A 20,429-nucleotide genomic window follows, 5' to 3' on the forward strand; every position below is an offset into this window, starting at 1 on the left:
CAATTTTCTGACTAAAAATTCGCTCAAATAAACTTCGAGAAATTTTTACCATTCAATCAATGAAATATTTTCGATCGATCAATCAGTAAAAATCCACACAAGTTGTTCTTCTATTCTCTTAATGATCATTTCACCACCTCGTCGGTGGCAAATCAACGCAATAAATATTTAACAACTTAACCAGTAAAGCTAAGTTATTTTTGCTTCATCGCGTCGGGATGTGTGCATTATAGGAGATTTTTTTTGGTACGCAAGTCTTTTTAAACCCTTGTTTTATTGAGTGTTCTTTTTTTACACACCAATCTGTTTAACAAATCAGCATAATTGTCGTAAGCACATAAAATTAAAGCAGAAATATTTTAAACATATTTCTGCTTTGTTTTTTACTTACTGTTCTTTATCTGTACGCTGATAATTTTAATCGGCTGTTTCGGTACATTTTGATGCATTCCGTAGTTTGCCGTTGGTACATTTACGATCTTATCGACAATATCCATACCTTTAGTCACTTTACCAAATACAGCGTAACCCGCATCCATTGGTGACTTATTTAAAAAGTTATTGTCAGCAACATTAATAAAGAATTGACTACTTGCAGAGTTTGGGTTTTGCGTACGTGCCATCGCCAAAGTACCGCGAGTATTTTTCAAGCCATTGCTTGCTTCATTTACAATTGGAGCTTTAGTTGTCTTCTCAATCATATTTGCATCTAGACCACCACCCTGCACCATAAAACCTGGAATAACACGATGGAAAATTGTGCCTGTATAAAAGTTGCTTTTTACATAGCTTTCAAAGTTCTTTGCAGATACAGGTGCTTTATCATCAAAAAGTTCAATTTCAATGTTCCCCATACTGGTTTTCATATCAACCATGGTATTTGCAAATAAATGGCTGCTTGCCAGAATTAAACCTGTTGTCATGAACAACTTTTTCATCATTGCTTTTCTCGGCTTGAACATAGATTTGTTGTGAATGCTCATCTTAGTTTTGCTCATTCTTTTTTGCTATTTCTATTTGTTATCGTTAAAACAAAAAACCGATGTTTCACGTGAAACATCGGCTCAGACATTATTAACTATGTTTATCCCAAAACTTTCTAAAGCTTTTGGCAACTTCAATGGTATTGCGTTTTGCCTTACTTGAGACGGGTGTGAGGTTGATAAAGCCATGTGTCTGATCTGGGTAATCAACATATTGGACTTTGACACCATTTTGTCTAAGTTTATGACTATAGATCGCTCCCTCATCATGCAGCAAGTCATGTCCTGCAGTAATCACATAAGCAGGTGCCAACTTTCTGAGACTTCCATAGGTTGGTGAGATTAAAGGGTCATCTAATGCAACATCATGCCGTGTCGCATAATAGTCAGTCACATAATCCACATCTTTACTGGTCAACACCAAGCCCTCACCATAAGCATAAAACGATGGATGGCGGCTTTTGAAATCAACGACTGGATAAATCAATAGCTGTGCTTGTGGTGCATAGGCTTTGCCTACAGAATGCTGTGCAACCACAGTACTAATATTACCACCAGCACTATCCCCTGCAACTGCGATACGATTTTTATAGATTTTTAACTGACGGCGATTTTGATAAACCCATGCCAATGCATCTTCACATGATTTGATCAACAGTTGTGGTGATGCTTCTGGTGCTAGTGGATAATCAATACTGAGTACTTGTACTTTTGCGTACTTGGCAATTATACGACAAGCTTCGTCATGGGTATCCAAACCGCCCACCACAAAACCACCACCATGATAAAACACGATGATCGGCAATTTCTTATTGGGCGCAGGATGATAATGTCTAGCAAAGACTGTCCCGCTTTGCAAAGGAAGACGAATATCTTCAACCGATTCAATCGATGTCGGCTTATTAATAATTGCCAACATTTGTGCATCAAACTGACGACGAGACTCTATCGGATCATCACCAATAAAACCAATACGGCCTTGTTTAATTTGAACTGCCATCAGGCATTTGGTAAATGAGTCTAAATCTGGATATTGGTATGGATAAGCCAAAAGCTTAGCGAGAGACTCTTGTACAATTTTGGGGAGCTTATCAAGTGCTCGTGCAGCAGGACCTTGTCCTTTATCTAAAATTGTTTGAATTCTTTGAGGTAATGCTGTCACTTCTGTCCCCTTCTTCGCTCTGTCCATAATTCTTGTTGTCTTCGACTATATGCTTTTCTAAAGTCTTAGATCAAGTTCAAGATTTGAAAAATATGTCGTACGCTAAAGGGCTATTATCAAAAAGTCATTAACCATAGTGCTTATTCATATCCACTTTTTATGTCAATTAAATGATGTTTTAACATTTTTTGTTAAATCAATAAAACTAGAACCAATGAATTCGTTCTAGTTTTATAGCACTTCAAAAGTGTCAGTTTTATGAATTAAGTCAACTTCGCGCAATGTATAGCAGTACATTCGTAAGATTGCATGCGGCATCTAATGTTCAATCTTATACGAAGCCAACTTAAACCTAAAAAATTATTGCGCAGTCGTACCAGCTGAACCGGATGCCGAACCAGAAACATCAGCAGAAACGCCACCAGGTTGAACATCAACTGATGAACCTGCTTGTACACCAACACCGCCTTGTACGCCTGTTGGGCTTGCACTAGTTTGAGCAGAGCCTGAAGCATCCAAACCACCTTGAGTCGAGCAACCTACAGCTGTTAATGCAACACCAGATACAACCATAGAGATCAATGCTAACTTTTTCATTGTGTATTTCCTTTCATTTATGACAAAAAGCAAAGTTGTCTTTGCGTTGCCTATAATTCACAATTTTTTTCTTGGACGTGATGCGGATTAGTTGCAGTTTGTTATGTAAGCTGCATTGTTTTGAAACTTTTCTTAAACCAACCATGTTGATGTTTCACATATTTTTTAAATCAAACAAAATGGCTAAGCTGTTCTGGTCTAAGTAATTTCATTTTTATTTTGCCTGTAAAAAAGCGTTTATCTTATTTTTTGATAATTCATAGAAACACTGCATAAGCTTCTCAAAAGATTACAATTGGGTAATTTTAATTAAAAATAAATGTAGCACCCATAAAAAAACCGTGACTGCTCATCACGGTTCTTCATCTTATCTACCCGGCATTAAGGCCATTTCATCTCGCCTTTAACCACTTTAGCACCTAACTCTAAGCTGCTTGATTCACCTAAAGCAGGATACTGTTTTTGCATCATTTGGATTAATTCAGCTGAGTTCTTGGTTACTTTGACTGCTTTCTCATATTGCTTTAAATAGTCAATTGAGAAATTCACCGCATCCAATCCTTCCGCTGAACCCGCTTTCATATGAGCAGGTACAACTACTTGTGGATTTAAGGCCTTAATACTTTCTAAAGTCTGTACCACTTCTGCACGATCTTTAGCTGTTGGGGTATCAGCTGTCCACAGATGAATACCAGATGACACCGGAATGCCACCGACAACGGCTTTGGCACTCGGAATCCATAAATAAGTCAGTTCTTTGTTACCTTTGATTTCGATATTTTCATTTTCTAATTTTAAGGTTTTAGCCGTATACGCTTGTGGAACAATAATCTTGCTCGGTGCATTGGCACCCATTTTTGGTCCCCAATACTGTACTTTCAGCGCTTGTGTATCCTGAATATGCTTCACTGTTTCAGGGGTCGCAATCACCTGCACATTCGGAAAGTATTGCTTAAACACATCTAAACCAAAATAGAAGTCTGGATCGCCATAGCTGACAAAAATCGTTTTTAAGGTTTTACCACTATCTAGAATGTCAGCAGCGATACGCAATGCTTCTGATTTAGAAAATTGGGCATTCACCAATAAGACTTCTTTGTCACCTTCAATTAGGGTTGAGGTCACACCGAAGTGCTCAGGCTGAGCCAAAAAGTTTTGAATTTTTAAGTCTTGTGCAAAAGCCGCAGATGTTGCCGCTAAAGTGGATAAAGCAATGATATAAGGTTTGGTGTTCATCTTATCGTCTCCAATCTGATAAGGAACACTTTAAATTGCAATTATTGCTGAATAAACACTCTAAATTAAGATAAAATGTTGCATATCTTGCAACAATGATAATAAACATGGATACCTTAAAAGCCATTCAAGTCTTCGTATGTATTGCCCATCAGGGCAATCTCAGCAAAGCAGCCGAACATTTAGATTACTCTAAAGCCATGGTGTCTCGCTATTTAGAACACCTTGAACAAACCTTTTCAACTCGTCTGTTTCAACGCAATACCCGTAAAGTTTCACTGACCCCAGCAGGTGAAAAAGCACTGGTCTATTGTGAAAATATTTTACAGCAGCAACACTTGCTCGAAGGATTGGCCGCCCCTGAACAACATAGTGGGACGATTCGCTTTACCTGTGGCTTGTTTCTGTTTCAATTGGGGGTCAATGAATGTATTAAACAGTTTAAGAAACGCTATCCGCAGATTCATTTTGATGTGTATTTAACTGAAAATACCGTCGACTTAATGGATGCGCATGTTGATCTTGCTCTACGCATTACCCAGAAAGTCGCGGATGGGCTGATTGCTCGTCCAGTCTGTCAGATTGAATCTATCTTTTGCGCGCATCCCCACTATTTACAGGATCACACTCCCCTGTTGCATCCTAGTCAACTCATTCAACATGAATGTATTGCTCATCATACCCATAATCAATACTGGACATTGTTTGATACAGATCAGCAACCCCAGAACTATCCTTTAAATGTTACGTTTAAAAGCAATGACGTGATCGCGCTTTATCAAATGTGTCTCAAGGCACAAGGCATTGCCATGTTGCCAACTTTATTGGTACGCAAAGATATTGCTCATCAACGTTTACAACAGGTATTTTCTGATTTTTCCGCACCAGACCTGACCTTGTCTTTAGTCTATGCATCAAGACAGCATTTGCCGAAAATAACTCAAGAATTTATTGCTTTTGTGATCGAAAACTTAAGTTTTTACCTAAATCAACAAAATTAAAAGATTTAAATCGACCTGAACGCTTGAATTTTGTCGCCTTGCCCATACTTCATCCCTATCTATGAATGACCAAGATGTGGCAGTTCGGGTTTAACCCTATGAGCATTCACGCTAAAAGGACTGTACATGTTTAAGAACTTTTTTCAACGGAGATCATCAATGGCTAATGAGCACAATGAGCAAGCTCAAGACATTCAAAATGAGCAACAGGCTGAACAAACTCAAGCTGAAGGTGTAGAGCAAGCAAACGAGCTTAGCGTTGAAGATTTACAAGCGCAAATCACTAAACTCGAAGAAAGCTTGAAACTAGAAAAAGCACGTACAGCCAATGCTGTTTATGAAGCACAAAAAAGCGTTGAACGTATTCAACGTGAATCTGAAAAGCATAAAGAGACTGTGCTGGAAAAATTTGCGAAAGAATTATTGGATTCTGTCGACAACCTAGAACGTGCGATTCAAGCTGCTGGTGAAGAGCAAACCCCTGTGCTTGAAGGGATTAAGCTCACTTTGAAATCACTATTAACGACGCTTGAAAAATTTGGTGTGGTCGAAGCTGATACACAAAATGGCTTCAATGCGGATTTACACCAAGCTGTTGGCATCGATCCAACGGCTCAAGCCAATCTAATTGGTGCTGTTTTACAGAAAGGCTATACCTTAAATGGTCGTCTACTCCGACCAGCAATGGTAATGGTGGGTCAATAATTCAGGCGAGCAACGTATTTATTTGCTCAAAATTGCAAAAATTTGAGAGTTTTTTGATTTTTTTTCATAAAAATGCTTGAAAAAAACCGATTAACTCTCATATCGAATAACAAGAAAATCCTCTTTCAACGTCCCTGTAACAAGGGAGGAAATCTGAGGATTCACAAAATTTTAGAGGAACACAAACAATGGCAAAAATTATTGGTATTGACTTAGGTACTACCAACTCATGTGTTGCTGTACTTGAAGGCGATAAAGTAAAAGTAATTGAAAATGCAGAAGGCGCACGCACAACTCCATCAATCATTGCATACAAAGATGGCGAGATCTTAGTTGGTCAAAGTGCAAAGCGTCAGGCTGTAACTAACCCAAAAAACACATTATTCGCAATCAAGCGTTTAATTGGTCGTCGTTATGAAGATCAAGCGGTACAAAAAGACATCGGTCTTGTACCTTACAAAATCATCAAAGCTGACAATGGCGATGCTTGGGTTGAAGTAAACGATAAAAAATTAGCACCTCAACAAATCTCTGCTGAAATCTTGAAAAAGATGAAAAAAACAGCAGAAGACTATTTAGGTGAAACCGTTACTGAAGCAGTGATTACTGTTCCTGCTTACTTTAACGATGCACAACGTCAAGCAACTAAAGATGCAGGTAAAATTGCAGGTCTTGATGTTAAACGTATCATCAACGAACCAACTGCTGCGGCACTTGCGTTCGGTATGGACAAAAAAGAAGGCGATCGTAAAATCGCGGTTTATGACTTAGGTGGCGGTACATTCGACGTATCAATCATTGAAATCGCTGACCTTGATGGCGACCAACAAATCGAAGTGTTATCAACAAACGGTGATACTTTCCTTGGTGGTGAAGACTTTGATAACGCGTTAATTGAATTCTTGGTTGAAGAATTCAAGAAAGAACAAAGTGTGAACTTGAAAAATGATCCACTTGCGTTACAACGTTTGAAAGAAGCTGCTGAAAAAGCAAAAATCGAGCTTTCTTCGTCAAATGCAACTGAAATCAACCTTCCATACATCACGGCTGATGCGACTGGTCCTAAACACTTAGTGATCAACGTAACACGTGCAAAACTTGAAGGTTTAGTGGCTGACTTAGTTGCTCGTACAATTGAGCCTTGCCGTATTGCACTTAAAGATGCTGGTCTTTCGACTTCTGACATCTCTGACGTGATCTTGGTGGGCGGTCAGTCTCGTATGCCACTTGTACAACAAAAAGTACAAGAATTCTTTGGCAAAGAGCCACGTAAAGACGTGAACCCTGATGAAGCAGTTGCGATTGGTGCAGCGATTCAAGGTGCGGTATTGTCTGGTGACAAAACTGACGTGCTTTTATTAGATGTAACACCGTTAACACTTGGTATCGAAACCATGGGTGGCGTATTAACAGCGATCATTGAGAAAAACACCACGATTCCTGCGAAGAAATCTCAAGTGTTCTCGACTGCTGCTGATAACCAGCCTGCTGTAGACATTTCAGTGTTCCAAGGTGAACGTAAAATGGCTCAACAAAACAAATTGTTGGGTAACTTCCAATTAGGCGATATCCCACCTGCTCCACGTGGTGTACCGCAAATTGAAGTATCGTTCGACATCAATGCTGACGGTATCTTAAAAGTATCTGCGAAAGATAAGAGCACTGGTAAAGAGCAATCGATCCAGATCAAAGCAAACTCAGGTTTGTCTGATGCTGAAATCGAAGCAATGATCAAAGATGCTGAAGCGAATGCAGAAGAAGACCGTAAGTTTGAAGAGTTAGCAAAAGCACGCAACGAAGCGGATGCTTTAGTTTCTAGCTCAAACAAAGCAGTAAAAGATCTTGGTGATAAAGTTACTGAAGATGAAAAAACTGCGATCGCGACTGCGGTTTCTGAGCTTGAAGCAGCTACCAAAGAAAATGATGTTGAAGACATCAAAGCGAAAACTGAAGCTTTACAAAACATCTTGATGCCAATCACTCAACGTGCTTATGAACAAGCGCAAGGTGCTGGCGGTGCAGAAGGTTTTGATCCAAATGCATTCCAAGGTGGTGATGCTGGTCAACAACAGAAAGCGGACGATGGCGTTGTAGATGCTGAGTTCACAGAAGTAAAAGATGACAAAAAATAATTTGTCTCTTTAAAAAAGACCGCGCGCAAGCGCGGTTTTTTTATGCCTTAAACTTTTACAGATTGGTCAAAATATAGCTCACCCAAAATCGGCATAAACAAAGGCACGACACCACAAGCTTTTATTTCTTCAATAAACTCAGGAATATTTACCCCTGGCAACAACTGCGGTGGCGCATCAATCGGCGTCACCATCGTATCCCAGTGGCATGGAATAATGTATTTCGGTTTCAATAACCGCACCACATCTTTGACATAGTTTGGACGATATTTACGCCCTATCGTGCAAAGACACACGATATCTGCCTGTCTGCCCTGCAGCTCTTGCTCAATAAAATCCGCAGAATCAATGTGAACAACTCGCAGTTGCCCTGTATCAATCCACCAGTTCAAGACTAAGCCATGTCGCAACTGATGAAACTTCGGTGGAAAAGGCGGTGGTGTGGTCATATCTCCTGGTAATGGAATACGACCAAACAGTGCTTTACCGTGAATTGAAGGTAAACCGACCACTTGCCACTCGCCACAGTGAATCACCTCCCTTCCCTGCGTGGCTTGCATCTGTTGCTCAAGCAAGCCTGCGGAACGCCCATACATTAAACTCGCTTCCGAACCGATCAAACGAGCCCCTGTTTGTTTGCAAAGCTCTGGTGCATCCAAAATATGGTCATAATGCGCATGCCCAATCAGTACCTCATCTGCATATGGAATATAGTGTTTGACCAAAGCGGGATCGCTACATAACGGCTGGGTCAAAGTCTGCCAGAGATTTGGACGGCTGATAAAAGGATCGAGCACCAGAGTTCGATTGGAATCAGACAAGATAAACCCTGCTGTCCCCAAATATTTGATTTTTAGATTTTCTGCTTTTGCTGCTGCGGGTGAAGCCGCAGCCCATGCAGCCTCAGGCGCTTTGAGTAGATATTTCAGCATGCATATTCCTTTGCATTTTTATTGATATTCAGCAATAAAATTCAATATGGCAGCTGTTCCAATGAATAACAAGTAATTGAACAACACTTCCAAACTAATCGCATCATCAGCAAAGCAGTTTAAATAAGCTAAACTTTTTTCTGTATAATCCAAAGCACTAAAAGAATGATACCTAGATAGAAGATGAAAACAGATCCCGTACTGAGCAAAACCAAATTTAGATTAATGCTTATCTTTTCCCTACTTAGTATTTTGATAAGTGTCATATTTGATGCATACGATGAAACCTCAATTGCAATTAATGAACTATTAACAAAAGACCCTCAACAATGGGAACTTTTCATCTCAGGCATAATTTCGGTTGGTTTTATTATTGTATTGATTGGCTTGCTACTATTTAAAGAATGGGCAAGAAAGATTTATGTCTATAGTTTTTTCCCACTGTTACTTATTTATCTTTTACCGAGCTATTCATGGACATTTATGTCTGGTCTAGGTGCTATTTTTTATGAGCTAGGCAACATTCTCTCTACACTCATCTGGGGAATTTTAGTCATACCCAGTCTGTACCAACCTTTATTTAAAAAAAATACTGAATGAAACTCGCCTTCATTATTGCGTTGCTCCTCTTTATACTCTGGTCGGGTTATCAAACCCGCCAACACCCACAACTTAAATTTAATTCGCTCACTGATCGAATTAGCAGCCCACTTGATACACGCCTACGCTATCGTATTGCCGAAGTCGATCCTCGTTTTAAACTCAGTATCGAGCAAGTACAAGCCATTAGCCAACAAGCAACCCAAATCTGGAAAGATGGCACAGGGCAAGATTATTTTGTCTATGACCCCAATGCTCAGCTCGCGATTCACCTGATCTATGATGAGCGTCAAATGGAAAGCGAACAACGTCGCGAACACCTTAGCCAGCTTAAATCGAATCAACAACACTGGGTAGAGAAAAAGCAGCAGCTTGATCAGATTGAACAGGAAATCCTACGTAGTAAGCAGCTTCTCGACTCAAAACAACAGCAACTAAATCAGCAAATCCAACGCTACAATCTAGAACAGCAAAATGCACAACGGCATCCCAGCTCTTTTGCCAATCTTGAATATTTCCAACAACAGCAACATGCCTTATCTCAAAATGTGCAGTTACTACAGCAAGAAATTGATCAATATAATCAGAGAATCATTCAGTTAAATCAGCAAGTTGATGAGTTGAATAGTTTAGACCAGCAGCTCAATGCTTCGGTCAGCCAATACAAACAACGCTTTAAGCCACATTTATTTCATAAAGGTCTATTTAATGGCAAACAAATATTAATTTATGAGTTTGAATCTCCAGATGATTTACGTTTAACCATCGCACATGAGCTAGGTCATGCTTTGGGTTTAGAGCATAGTGATGATCCTCAAGCACTGATGTATCCCATTATGAGAGATCAAAATACAACGCATTTCCGTTTGACCCAAGCAGACCTCTCTCTTTTACTCGCAAGATAATCACAGTAAATTGTTATGGTCTAATCCCCCTAAAAATGATTCAAATTGGATGGACTATAAATGTCACAATCCAGCAATTTTTAACTAAAAAGTAAAAAACTTTTCAACTTCGCATTAATTTTACAAAAGTTAACAATTGGCTGATTTTTTGCACTCCACCAACCTAATTTGTGCTTTTATCAATTTAATCCCTTGATATTTTTTAACTTACGATCAAAAAACAAACATTTTATTGATTTTTTTATTGTGCAAATCACTCGATCCAATTTTTTATTTATTAGAACAAAATCACATTTTTTAGTTTTATTTATTAAATACATAGCATTTTGACGCCCACAAAATAATGATGAAAAATAAGTTTTATTTGGGGGATTTCACAATGCGATTTCATTATCTAGCATTCTTTATTGCTTGTTTAAGTGTCAGCATACCTCAGTTAGGCAACGCACAAGCAAACATCAATCATATGGATGCTCATCGACACCAAACCACAAAAAAAATAGTGCATTATCGTATAGCTGATATTGATCCACGCTTTAATTTAAGCCAACAACAAGTCCTCGAACTCACCCAACAAGCAGCCAAACTTTGGGAACAAGAAACAGGACAGCAAAACTTTATTTATGATCCACAAGCCGAATTCAGCATCAATTTAATCTTTGACGAGCGTCAACAACGCAGCACGGATCGCCTACAAGGTCTAGATCAACTGAAACAACAACAAAAACAGTGGGAAAATCAAAATCTACAATTACAACAACTTAAAGCGGAAATTCAAAGAACAACGGCTTTAATCACCAGTAAACAGGCACAGCTCAATCTCCAATTCCAGCAATACAATACCGAAGTTTTGCGTTTCAACCAAACACGTTCAAGTTCTAAAGATTTGGCTCAACAATTTTCACAAAGACAAAGGGCCTTAGAACAACAGTCTTTAATGTTACAACGCGAAGTTCAAGAACATAACCAGCGTACACAGCAGCTCAATCAGCGCATTCAGAATCTAAATCAAACCAATCAACAACTGGTTGCATCAGCAAGCCAATTTAATCAGGTATTTCAACCACATTTATTCCATAAAGGTCACTTTAACGGCAAACAAATCCTGATTTATGAATTTTCTTCTACCAATGATTTGCGTTTGACCTTAGCACATGAATTTGGTCATGCGCTTGGTTTAGAGCATACCAATGACCCAAGCTCACTGATGTACCCTGTGATCCAAAAGCAAAATTTCCAACAGTTTGCGCTAACCGACTCAGATAAAGATTTGGTAAAAGCCATTTATTAATGACCCATACAGCATGAATACTTTACAAGAATTAACAACCAATAGACTTTAAGTATAGTTTTTGTACAAATAAATAAATATTTTATGTGAAATGGAATGTATTTTTAGAGATGTAAAAAAATGTTTTTGCAACACACTTTGATCATCTCTTAAAGATTGAATACATTAAAAATAAAAAATAAACAGTTGTTCTGGCATTGGTTTTAGATCATTTAATAAACAAACTCTGTTTTTTTATCTCGTTTTTTTACCAATATGTCTACAAATGTATTTTTATTCATTTTCCAGAAATATCGTTAAAACTCATAAGTTGAACCTTCTTCCATCAATTTGACTACTGATTTTTTTTGACTAAAATGTGACCTCTTTCAAGCTTTATCTCCTATTATGCGTCTTTTATCTCTCGTTTTGGCTGCATGTTTTACCGTGCTAGCCCCAGTCTCGACTTTTGCTAAAATTAGCGCGACTGCTCCAGCACAGTCACAAGTTCGCTACAGCACAGAACAACCGTTGCGCTATCGCATTGCTGAACTTGACCCTCGCTTGAACATCAATCCACAGCAAATGATCGACTTAAGTAAACAAGCAGCTGCAATTTGGGAAAAGAATACCGGTCAAAAATATTTTGTTTATGATCCTGATGCAGATTTCGTGATTAATCTCGTTTTTGACCAACGACAAATTCGCAGCATGAAACGTGCTGAAAGTTTGAGCCAACTTGAGCAAGAACAACAGAATTGGTTGAATAGAAATGAGAAGTTGCAGAAAACCAATGCTGATTTAGTAGAAAGCAATGCACAACTTGAGCTACAAAAGAAAGCTTATGAAACTCAGGCGCAACAGTATCAGCAAGGCTTAGCACAATATAAAGCAGACAGTAACAATAAAGCATTGTTCACTGCACTGCAAAAACAGCAACAACAATTGCAGCAACAAGCCCAAAAGTTGCAGGCAAAAATTACGGAATACAACCAAAAAGTCCAGCAAAGTCAGGCAAAAGCTGAAAAATCAAAACAAGTCCATCAACAGTTAAGTGCTTCAGTAAATGATTTTAATGAGACATTTAAACCTGAAGTGCTACACAAAGGTCAATTTGATGGAAAACAGATTTTTATTTATGAATTTTCATCAACTGATGACTTACGTTTAACCTTAGCACACGAATTTGGTCATGCTTTGGGTCTAAAGCATACTCGTGATCCAAGATCTTTGATGTATCCACGTATTAAAGATCAAGATGCGAAAGATTTTCAACTGACTGATACTGATCTAAAGCTACTAGGTTTAGCTGATTAAAAACAGATCAATAAAACATAATAGGTAGATATAAGATGATCTGCTAAGCAATAACAAGAATGGGTCGATTCTTTTGATTTATTCATGTTATTGTGATGATAAAACATCATCTTAGCCTTAATGGAGATCAGCATGAGTTATTATCATATCTTAATTGAAGTGAACGACCACATCAGTACGATTGAACAAACTCGTGATATCGAACTCTTGAATATTCAAGATATTAGCCCTTATCTCCATGCCATCTTAATTCCCTATTTCAATGAGCAAGAGTTAGAGCTTGAAGATGAAAATCTTGCTTATGATGAAGTATTGCACCTTGAGATCAAACAAACACTATTACCGATCGAACACTTGATTGAAGAAGAACAAAAACAATTACCTAGTGATACCGATGTTACCATCACAGCTTACGAAATCTTTAATGATCGTGATTTAAGCCAAGATGTCACCGCTGTGATTTTTGATATTTTAGAAGCAGTTAAACTAGATACTGCGCCTTAATTAAAAAGGTCTGCACTTGGCAGACCTTTTTATTTTATCTGATATAAATTTACCGCATCATTTGCTTCGCTTGTTCTTGACGGAACGCACGAAGAATCTGCTGCCCTGCGCGTCCAGTCGGGTTCAAACCTAAGCGGGTTTGTTCTTGGCGAATTGCTTGTCGGCTTTTATCACCAATCAAACCATCGACTGCACCAATATCATAGCCACGTTGCACTAAAAACTGTTGAATTTCACGACGTTCTGCACGGGATGTCCCAGCATCATCGGTTGGCCAAGCAGTTAAAAATGGGGTACCCCCACGTAAACGATCGGATAAATGCGCAATGGCTAAACCATAGCTTTCAGCCGCGTTATAACTATAAATTGCATCGAAATTTTTAAATACTAGGAATAATGGGCCATTGGCACCCGCTGGTGAAATCAAACCAGCTGGTGTACTGCCCGATAAATTACCTTGAATCAATGCAGTACCATCAGCGCGGGTGACCCCTTGCGCAATCCAGCTATTCAGTGCTTTCTTATTACGACGACTTTCACCAGAGATCGACATCCCTTGTGGAATTTTGACTTCAAAACCCCACGGCATGCCAGTTTGCCACCCTGCTCGTTTTAAGAAATTAGCTGTCGAAGCCAGTGCATCGGTGGTACTTGAAACCAAATCACGGCGGCCATCTCCATCGAAATCGACGGCTAAACGTTCATAAGTTGATGGCATAAATTGAGTATGGCCAAACGCACCAGCCCATGAACCATAAAGTTGGTCTTGGGTTAAATCGCCACGTTGTAAAATACGCATGGTGGCAAAAAACTCACCACGGAAATAACTTTGACGACGACCTTCACAGCTCAAAGTACCCAATGCCTGTAATAAAGGATATTTACCCGAAATATCACCATAGTTACTTTCGACACCCCACACTGCTACGACCGTTTCAGCAGGTACTCCATAAGCCTGCTCAACTCGGTTCAATACTGCACGATGTTGATTTAATTTTTGCTGTCCAGCTTGTACGCGCTCGTTATCCACAAGGCCCGACAAATAATCCCAAATTGGTGTTGAAAATTCAGGCTGATAATTTAATTTATCAATTACAGAATAATCAGGCGTCAAATTTTGCGTATAGCGATCATACGTTGCACCTGATACACCCGATGCAATCGCCTGTGAACGTAAATTGGCAATACAACCCTGAAAATTGGAATTTGGCGTATAATTACTGCTGGTAACAGCTGCTGTTGTGGTCGGTGTCGAAACTGTTGCACCGTTAATCACAAGCTCGGCATGCGCCTGATTGAAAAAAGTAAATAAGGCAGTGCCTAGAAAAAAAGAAAAATGACGTTTCATGTCTGAACCAAAACTTTTGAATTTAAATTTCCTCTCCACCTTAACACGCTCTATGAAGATGTATAGTTTGGAAACGTAACTTTAAATTCATTTGGCGGTTTTTAAATTTAAAACCCTGTTTTTAAATTCATAATTCAGGCTTTATTTTAAATTTAAAAGTTATCAACAAGGTTTGTTTAAATTCAAAAATATCACCACTGGACAACAAGTCGGTTTTAAATTTAAAACTTATCCACTTTTAAATTCATTTTTCCATATAAACGAGTGATTGTTTCAAACAGGACCCCACAAGGATAACAAACCCATATTTTTTATGAAGTTATTATAGGAAAAACAGATATCCACAACCCAGCAATTTAAATTTAAAAGCTAATCATCCCCTCAGTTTCAAATTTAAAACAATACCCTCGTTTTGAATTTAAAACCCATAGACACTTATCCACTGTCATTTAAATTCAAACAACCCCCACTATTTTAAATTCAAAATATCAAAAACAAGTTATCCACAATAAATCCTTTCTCTATTTTTAAATTTAAAAAGCATATGAAATAAAAAAAGCGATCCAAAGATCGCTTTTTTAGGTGTTGTGGATAAGTTTAGATGCTCATATCATCGGTTAATGCCAATGGAACAGGTAATATTTTCGCCAATTGACGGCATAAACTTGTTAAATCATCTGAATGATTTGGCATCAAAGTAATATGTCCTAGCTTACGACCCGTACGTTCAGACTTATTATAGAGATGTAAATGCGCGCCATTTAGTGCCAAAACATCTTCTGACTTGGGATGCTGACCAATAATATTGATCATCACACTTGGGCGAATCACTTCAGTTGCACCCAATGGTAAACCTGCAACCGCACGAATATGGTTTTCAAATTGCGAGCAAATCGCGCCTTCAATTGACCAATGTCCTGAATTATGCACACGACACGCCATTTCATTGGCGCATAAACCTTGTTCTGTGACAAATAGTTCAAGTGTGAGAACACCCACGTAATCTAAGTGCTTCAACAAACGGGTAATATAGTCTTGCGCAACAGGCTGTAAATCAGCGCTATTTGGTGCAGGTACGATTGAGTGTGACAAGATGCCATTATGATGGTGATTCTCGGCCAAAGCCCAAGTTTTCACATCACGATTTTGTCCACGTACCGCGATGATCGATACTTCACGGCTGAATTTGACAAAACTTTCTGCGACCAAACTTTTTGCAGGACCTAATTCAGCCCAAGCTTTTTCAATTTGATCTTCAGAACGTAAAACGAATTGACCCTTACCATCATAGCCACCAGTTACGGTTTTTAAGACGATGGGTAATCCAAGATCAGATACCGCTTGTTTTAAGCTCTCTAAGCTATCCACAGCACGATACGGCGCAACAGGAATACTTAACTCATCGAACAAACGTTTTTCAGCTAAACGATTTTGTGCAGTCGCCAAAGCAAGGCGAGGAGGGTGCAAAGTTTTGCTTTGCGTCAAAACATCAACATCTGTAACAGGCGTATTTTCAAATTCAAGACTAAATACATCTGCACTTGCAATAAAATCTTGTAAGCCCTGTGCCGCTTGACTCGAAAAGACTGGACCCAAAATCGCAGCAGGACAATCTGTTTCTGCTTCAAAGAAGGTGCATTGAATATTAAGTGGTAACGCTGCTTGCGCCATCATCCGGCCTAGCTGCCCACCACCAAAAATGCCAATCGTTTTATTCATATCTGTAACTCTTTTGCTCGGGCAAATCCTTAAAGCAACATTCTTACTCGTCTTCTTGCGGAGCTTACGCTCCTCAGGGCAAAGCCTTAAAGCAATGCTTTAAGTTTGCTTATCCTCTCACTCGGACAAAGTCCTCGTCTTGCATTCAGGTTAAGCGTTGCTTTGCTTGTCCTCATTCATGACCAGGAATGTTATTACTCGATACTTTTTCTGTTTGTGCGGTACGGAAGTCAGCCACATTTTTAGCGATGTCTGGACGGGTTAAACCTAAAATCTGTGCCGCCATAATTGCAGCATTGGTTGCACCTGCCGGACCAATTGCCAAAGTACCGACTGCGATACCTGCTGGCATTTGTACAATCGAAAGCAATGAATCAACACCATTCAAAATTGATGATTTAACCGGTACACCCAATACAGGTAAATCAGTTTTAGCAGCACACATACCTGGTAAATGTGCAGCGCCACCAGCGCCCGCAATAATCACTTGGATACCGCGATCACGTGCTGTTTCAGCATATTCAAATAAACGATCTGGCGTACGATGCGCAGAAACCACTTCAGCTTCAAAAGGAACACCCAACTGTTTGAGCATGTTAGCGGTATGTTCAAGTGTTGCCCAATCTGATTGAGAACCCATGATAATTCCGACTAAAGGTTGGCTATCTGTTGCGACCGCATTCATTGGCTTTTCCAAAACATGATAAAAATAGACAAGTATCTCGACTTACGCCAAGCACAGGGGAATAAATTGGCAAATATTATAGCGGTTTTTTCAAGCATCCCCAACAAAAGAACGCGTTATCTGACACTTCGAAAATTAGCTTTGATTTCTAAAAACAAAGTAGACACAGCCCATTAAACACAACATCGCCCAGATATAATCGAGTTTGAAGGGCTGTTTAAATACAAAAATCATAAATGGCACAAATACCATCAACGTAACTACTTCCTGAGTAATTTTCATTTCACCCAGACTCCAGCCATGTTGGTTAAGCAGTTTGGTGGCAGGAATCATAAAACTGTATTCCAGCAGGGCAATGCACCAGCTAAATAAGATCGCTTGCCAGATTGGCGCATCATGTAAAATTTTGAGATGCCCATACCATGCCAAGGTCATAAAACAGTTGGAAATAATCAACAAACATAGCGCTAAAAGTGTCGGGCTCAACATCGTGTTCTTTTATCCAAATCAGGGTTGAACAATAGGGAATAGCATGCCAGTAAAACCGTTGAAATATTAGCATCTATCTGCATCATTTTAAGTAAACAACAACAACGAATTTTGACTATCTTTTCCATGCAAGCCTTGCTATCGTTGCGTTTGATTTTTATTGATAACGACAATCATACATACGATATCAGTGCTGTATGAAAAGCAGTGGAGAAGGCGCGTTATGCATCTGCATATTTTGGGTATTTGTGGCACATTTATGGGGTCATTGGCTCTACTCGCACGAGATTTAGGACATAAAGTCACAGGTTCAGATGCCAATGTTTATCCACCAATGTCGACTCAACTTGAAAATGCAGGTATTGAATTGATGCAGGGCTATGACCGTAGCCACTTGCAACCGCATCCTGATCTTGTGATTGTCGGCAATGCCATGAAACGTGGTATTGATGCGATTGAATATATGCTGAATGAAGGCCTTCCTTATATTTCTGGTCCACAATTCTTGGCAGATCATGTACTCCAAGGCAAACATGTACTAGGTGTCGCAGGTACACACGGTAAAACCACCACCACCACTATGCTGGCTTGGGTTCTTGATCAAGCAGGTTTAAATCCAGGTTTCTTGATTGGTGGTGTACCACTTGGTTTTAGCGAAAGCGCGCGATTAGGTGGCGGAAAATATTTCTGTGTTGAAGCGGATGAGTATGATTCTGCATTCTTCGATAAGCGTTCTAAGTTCGTTCACTATCACCCTAAAACAGCGATTTTAAACAACCTTGAATTTGACCATGCAGACATCTTTGATGACCTTGCCGCGATTCAAAAACAATTCCATCATTTAGTCCGTACCATTCCAAGCGAAGGTCGTATTATTGCGCCAATTACTGAAACCAATATTGATGAAGTGTTGCAACAAGGCTGCTGGACACCCGTGGTTCGTACCAGCCTAGAGCCGAGTGATCAAGCAGCTTTATCTGCTGAGTTAATCAGTGCTGATGGTAGCCACTTTAAAGTGCTTGAACACGGCGAAGTAGTTGGTGAAGTGAAATGGAACATGACTGGACAACATAGTGTTGCCAATGCGTTAGCAACCATTGCTGCTGCACAACACGTTGGTGTCAGCCTTGTACAAGCCTGTGAAGCTTTATCTAACTTTGGTGGTGTTAAACGCCGTATGGAGCTGTTAGGCACGGTGCGTGGCATCGAAGTCTATGATGACTTTGCCCACCACCCAACTGCGATTGAAACCACACTCGACGGCGCACGTAAACGTTTAGGTGAGCGCAAGTTATGGGCAATCATTGAACCACGCTCTAACACCATGCGTATGGGCAGCCATAAAGATGGTTTAGCGCATTCAGCTCGTTTAGCAGATGAAGTGATTTGGTATCAGCCAGAAGGCTTGGATTGGGATCTACAACCTGTAATCTCGGCATCATCAAACAAGGCAGAAGTCAGCCGTTCTTTAGATGACATCATTGCCCGTGTGGTGAATGAAGCAGGTGAGGGCGATGCTGTGGTGATCATGTCCAATGGTGGTTTTGGTGGTTTACACCAAAAGTTGATTAGGGCTTTGTCTTAGTAAATACAGGTATTGCACGGCCTCATTTATTAGGAAAAAACCTATACCCTTTGTATAGGCATATCTCACTTTTCAGGGATGAAAAGTAAGCAAAAATCCTTTGTTTGGCAGAGGGTACATCCATGTGACCCCTGCCAAACTGGCGGCATCCATGCCGCCGTCACAATAGTAAATATCAGCAAGAAATTAATTTAATCTGAGTTCGACAAGAAAGATGATACGCGTAAACGTCATCCACAACCTGAGCTAACCAAAGCGCTTAAAGCTTTGGGCTAGTGCAAGACAAACAAAGAGCGTAGTTTATTGCTCAAGCAGAGCTTTTACCTTGCGGTACGGCAAAGATTATTAATCTTTACTATTCGTACCTCAGGTTTTGCCTACTTTTCCCGAAAGAAAAGTAGGTCGAGCCTGAACGAAGTTGAAATATATTTCAACTGAAGTGCAAGACGTAGTGGCTTAGTCTAAAATTAAAAATGAGACCATAGTAAGACTCCGCTATAACCATTTAAATCAACTCAGTTTATTCACAATTTTCAACGGCAGAATCTTCATTGCAATCCCCATTGGCAACCACGGCCACTGCGGCACATACGCCTTCACGGGTTCCTTCTCAATCGCCTTCACCAGAGCCTTACTTCCCGTTTTCTCATCCACTTCAAATGGTAATTTCTTGGCACCCTCATTCAACTCGGTACGAATATAACCAGGGAAAATCGTTGAGACTTTAATTGGCGTATCCAATAATTCTGCACGAATACCTTCCGCCAAATGCGCCACTGCTGCTTTACTGGCAGCATAGGTCGACAAATGCTTAGGTAAACCACGCATTGCACTCATGGAAGAAATCACCACCAAATGGCCTTTATTCTGTGCTCTAAAGATTTCAACCGCTGCTTCACACTGCGCCAGCGCAGAAATAAAGTTAGTTTCAGCAGTAGCGCGGTTCACTTCAAAATGCCCCTTACCAATACGGCGGCCTTCACCGACACCCGCATTGACAATAATACGGTCAATTGTCCCAAACTCTTGCTGGAAGGCTTTAAAAACCGTAAACACATCATCGTAATGGGTCACATCCAGCGTCTTAATACCCACCTGAATCGAAAACTGACCTTGCAACTCTTGTTGTAAGCCTTCTAGACGCTCTAGACGTCTTGCACACAGTGCAAGATTGTAGCCTTTAGCGGCAAATTCACGCGCCATACCTGCGCCCAAACCCGAACTTGCACCTGTAATTAAAATCGTCTTTGCCATGCCTG

At 39.8% G+C, this 20,429-nt stretch carries 19 protein-coding genes; 9 read left to right on the forward strand and 10 right to left on the reverse strand.

Annotated features, from left to right (window positions below; translation table 11 throughout):
* Positions 1 to 383: 383 nt before the first annotated feature.
* The 4 genes from F3J02_RS18030 to F3J02_RS18045 all read right to left on the reverse strand — a co-directional run bounded on the left by F3J02_RS18030 (position 384) and on the right by F3J02_RS18045 (position 3,978).
* Positions 384 to 941 (reverse strand): peptidylprolyl isomerase, encoded by a 558-nt coding sequence (locus F3J02_RS18030; RefSeq protein ID WP_216076290.1) that lies wholly within the window; start codon positions 939 to 941, stop codon positions 384 to 386.
* A 133-nt stretch (positions 942 to 1,074) separates the two neighbouring features.
* Positions 1,075 to 2,145, reverse strand: a complete 1,071-nt coding sequence (locus F3J02_RS18035; protein ID WP_323127330.1) for an alpha/beta hydrolase — start codon at positions 2,143 to 2,145, stop codon at positions 1,075 to 1,077.
* A 360-nt stretch (positions 2,146 to 2,505) separates the two neighbouring features.
* Complete coding sequence (locus tag F3J02_RS18040) at positions 2,506 to 2,742, reverse strand: hypothetical protein (protein WP_167251515.1); 237 nt, start codon at positions 2,740 to 2,742, stop codon at positions 2,506 to 2,508.
* 381 nt (positions 2,743 to 3,123) lie between these two features.
* Complete coding sequence (locus F3J02_RS18045) at positions 3,124 to 3,978, reverse strand: MBL fold metallo-hydrolase (RefSeq protein WP_167251517.1); 855 nt, start codon at positions 3,976 to 3,978, stop codon at positions 3,124 to 3,126.
* A gap of 107 nt (positions 3,979 to 4,085) precedes the next feature.
* On the opposite strand from F3J02_RS18045, the gene F3J02_RS18050 reads away from it, so the two are divergent.
* The 3 genes from F3J02_RS18050 (at position 4,086) to dnaK (ending at position 7,816) form a co-directional block, all read left to right on the forward strand.
* Positions 4,086 to 4,979 (forward strand): LysR family transcriptional regulator, encoded by an 894-nt coding sequence (locus tag F3J02_RS18050; RefSeq protein WP_167251519.1) that lies wholly within the window; start codon positions 4,086 to 4,088, stop codon positions 4,977 to 4,979.
* A 159-nt stretch (positions 4,980 to 5,138) separates the two neighbouring features.
* On the forward strand, positions 5,139 to 5,684 hold the full coding sequence (grpE, locus tag F3J02_RS18055) for a nucleotide exchange factor GrpE (protein ID WP_167251521.1): 546 nt from the start codon (positions 5,139 to 5,141) through the stop codon (positions 5,682 to 5,684).
* A 188-nt stretch (positions 5,685 to 5,872) separates the two neighbouring features.
* A complete protein-coding gene (dnaK, locus tag F3J02_RS18060) occupies positions 5,873 to 7,816 on the forward strand; it encodes a molecular chaperone DnaK (RefSeq protein ID WP_167251523.1) in 1,944 nt (647 codons plus the stop codon).
* A gap of 47 nt (positions 7,817 to 7,863) precedes the next feature.
* Here the strand turns inward: dnaK and F3J02_RS18065 are convergent, their stop codons facing one another.
* Positions 7,864 to 8,748, reverse strand: a complete 885-nt coding sequence (locus F3J02_RS18065) for an MBL fold metallo-hydrolase (RefSeq protein WP_167251525.1) — start codon at positions 8,746 to 8,748, stop codon at positions 7,864 to 7,866.
* A 183-nt stretch (positions 8,749 to 8,931) separates the two neighbouring features.
* On the opposite strand from F3J02_RS18065, the gene F3J02_RS18070 reads away from it, so the two are divergent.
* The 5 genes from F3J02_RS18070 to F3J02_RS18090 all read left to right on the forward strand — a co-directional run bounded on the left by F3J02_RS18070 (position 8,932) and on the right by F3J02_RS18090 (position 13,344).
* Complete coding sequence (locus F3J02_RS18070) at positions 8,932 to 9,348, forward strand: hypothetical protein (protein ID WP_167251527.1); 417 nt, start codon at positions 8,932 to 8,934, stop codon at positions 9,346 to 9,348.
* Positions 9,345 to 10,253 carry a matrixin family metalloprotease gene (locus tag F3J02_RS18075; RefSeq protein WP_167251529.1) on the forward strand — a complete coding sequence of 303 codons (909 nt, stop codon included), beginning with the start codon at positions 9,345 to 9,347 and terminating at the stop codon, positions 10,251 to 10,253. The genes F3J02_RS18070 and F3J02_RS18075 overlap by 4 nt, the downstream gene beginning before the upstream one ends.
* Positions 10,254 to 10,632: 379 nt before the next feature.
* Complete coding sequence (locus F3J02_RS18080; RefSeq protein ID WP_167251531.1) at positions 10,633 to 11,544, forward strand: matrixin family metalloprotease; 912 nt, start codon at positions 10,633 to 10,635, stop codon at positions 11,542 to 11,544.
* Between the two features lie 387 nt (positions 11,545 to 11,931).
* Positions 11,932 to 12,840 (forward strand): matrixin family metalloprotease, encoded by a 909-nt coding sequence (locus F3J02_RS18085; protein WP_167251533.1) that lies wholly within the window; start codon positions 11,932 to 11,934, stop codon positions 12,838 to 12,840.
* A 120-nt stretch (positions 12,841 to 12,960) separates the two neighbouring features.
* Entirely contained in the window at positions 12,961 to 13,344 is a 384-nt protein-coding gene (locus F3J02_RS18090; protein WP_167251535.1) for a hypothetical protein, read from the forward strand.
* A 49-nt stretch (positions 13,345 to 13,393) separates the two neighbouring features.
* Here the strand turns inward: F3J02_RS18090 and F3J02_RS18095 are convergent, their stop codons facing one another.
* The 4 genes from F3J02_RS18095 to F3J02_RS18110 form a co-directional block, all read right to left on the reverse strand.
* Positions 13,394 to 14,692, reverse strand: a complete 1,299-nt coding sequence (locus F3J02_RS18095; protein WP_167251537.1) for a lytic murein transglycosylase — start codon at positions 14,690 to 14,692, stop codon at positions 13,394 to 13,396.
* Positions 14,693 to 15,289: 597 nt separating this feature from the next.
* Positions 15,290 to 16,411, reverse strand: a complete 1,122-nt coding sequence (locus F3J02_RS18100; protein ID WP_167251539.1) for a 5-(carboxyamino)imidazole ribonucleotide synthase — start codon at positions 16,409 to 16,411, stop codon at positions 15,290 to 15,292.
* Between the two features lie 172 nt (positions 16,412 to 16,583).
* The gene (gene purE / locus F3J02_RS18105) at positions 16,584 to 17,096 is read right to left on the reverse strand and encodes a 5-(carboxyamino)imidazole ribonucleotide mutase (protein ID WP_167251541.1); all 513 of its coding nucleotides are present in this window, start codon (positions 17,094 to 17,096) and stop codon (positions 16,584 to 16,586) included.
* 135 nt (positions 17,097 to 17,231) lie between these two features.
* A complete protein-coding gene (locus F3J02_RS18110) occupies positions 17,232 to 17,585 on the reverse strand; it encodes a DMT family protein (RefSeq protein ID WP_005186310.1) in 354 nt (117 codons plus the stop codon).
* A gap of 223 nt (positions 17,586 to 17,808) precedes the next feature.
* Between F3J02_RS18110 and mpl the strand changes: the two genes are divergently transcribed.
* The gene (gene mpl, locus F3J02_RS18115; RefSeq protein ID WP_167251543.1) at positions 17,809 to 19,170 is read left to right on the forward strand and encodes a UDP-N-acetylmuramate:L-alanyl-gamma-D-glutamyl-meso-diaminopimelate ligase; all 1,362 of its coding nucleotides are present in this window, start codon (positions 17,809 to 17,811) and stop codon (positions 19,168 to 19,170) included.
* Between the two features lie 510 nt (positions 19,171 to 19,680).
* On the opposite strand, the gene F3J02_RS18120 is transcribed toward mpl, so the two are convergent.
* The gene (locus tag F3J02_RS18120) at positions 19,681 to 20,424 is read right to left on the reverse strand and encodes an SDR family oxidoreductase (RefSeq protein WP_167251545.1); all 744 of its coding nucleotides are present in this window, start codon (positions 20,422 to 20,424) and stop codon (positions 19,681 to 19,683) included.
* Positions 20,425 to 20,429: the final 5 nt, after the last annotated feature.

The sequence above is a fragment of the Acinetobacter sp. Tr-809 genome (assembly GCF_011753255.1).
Lineage (GTDB): Bacteria > Pseudomonadota > Gammaproteobacteria > Pseudomonadales > Moraxellaceae > Acinetobacter.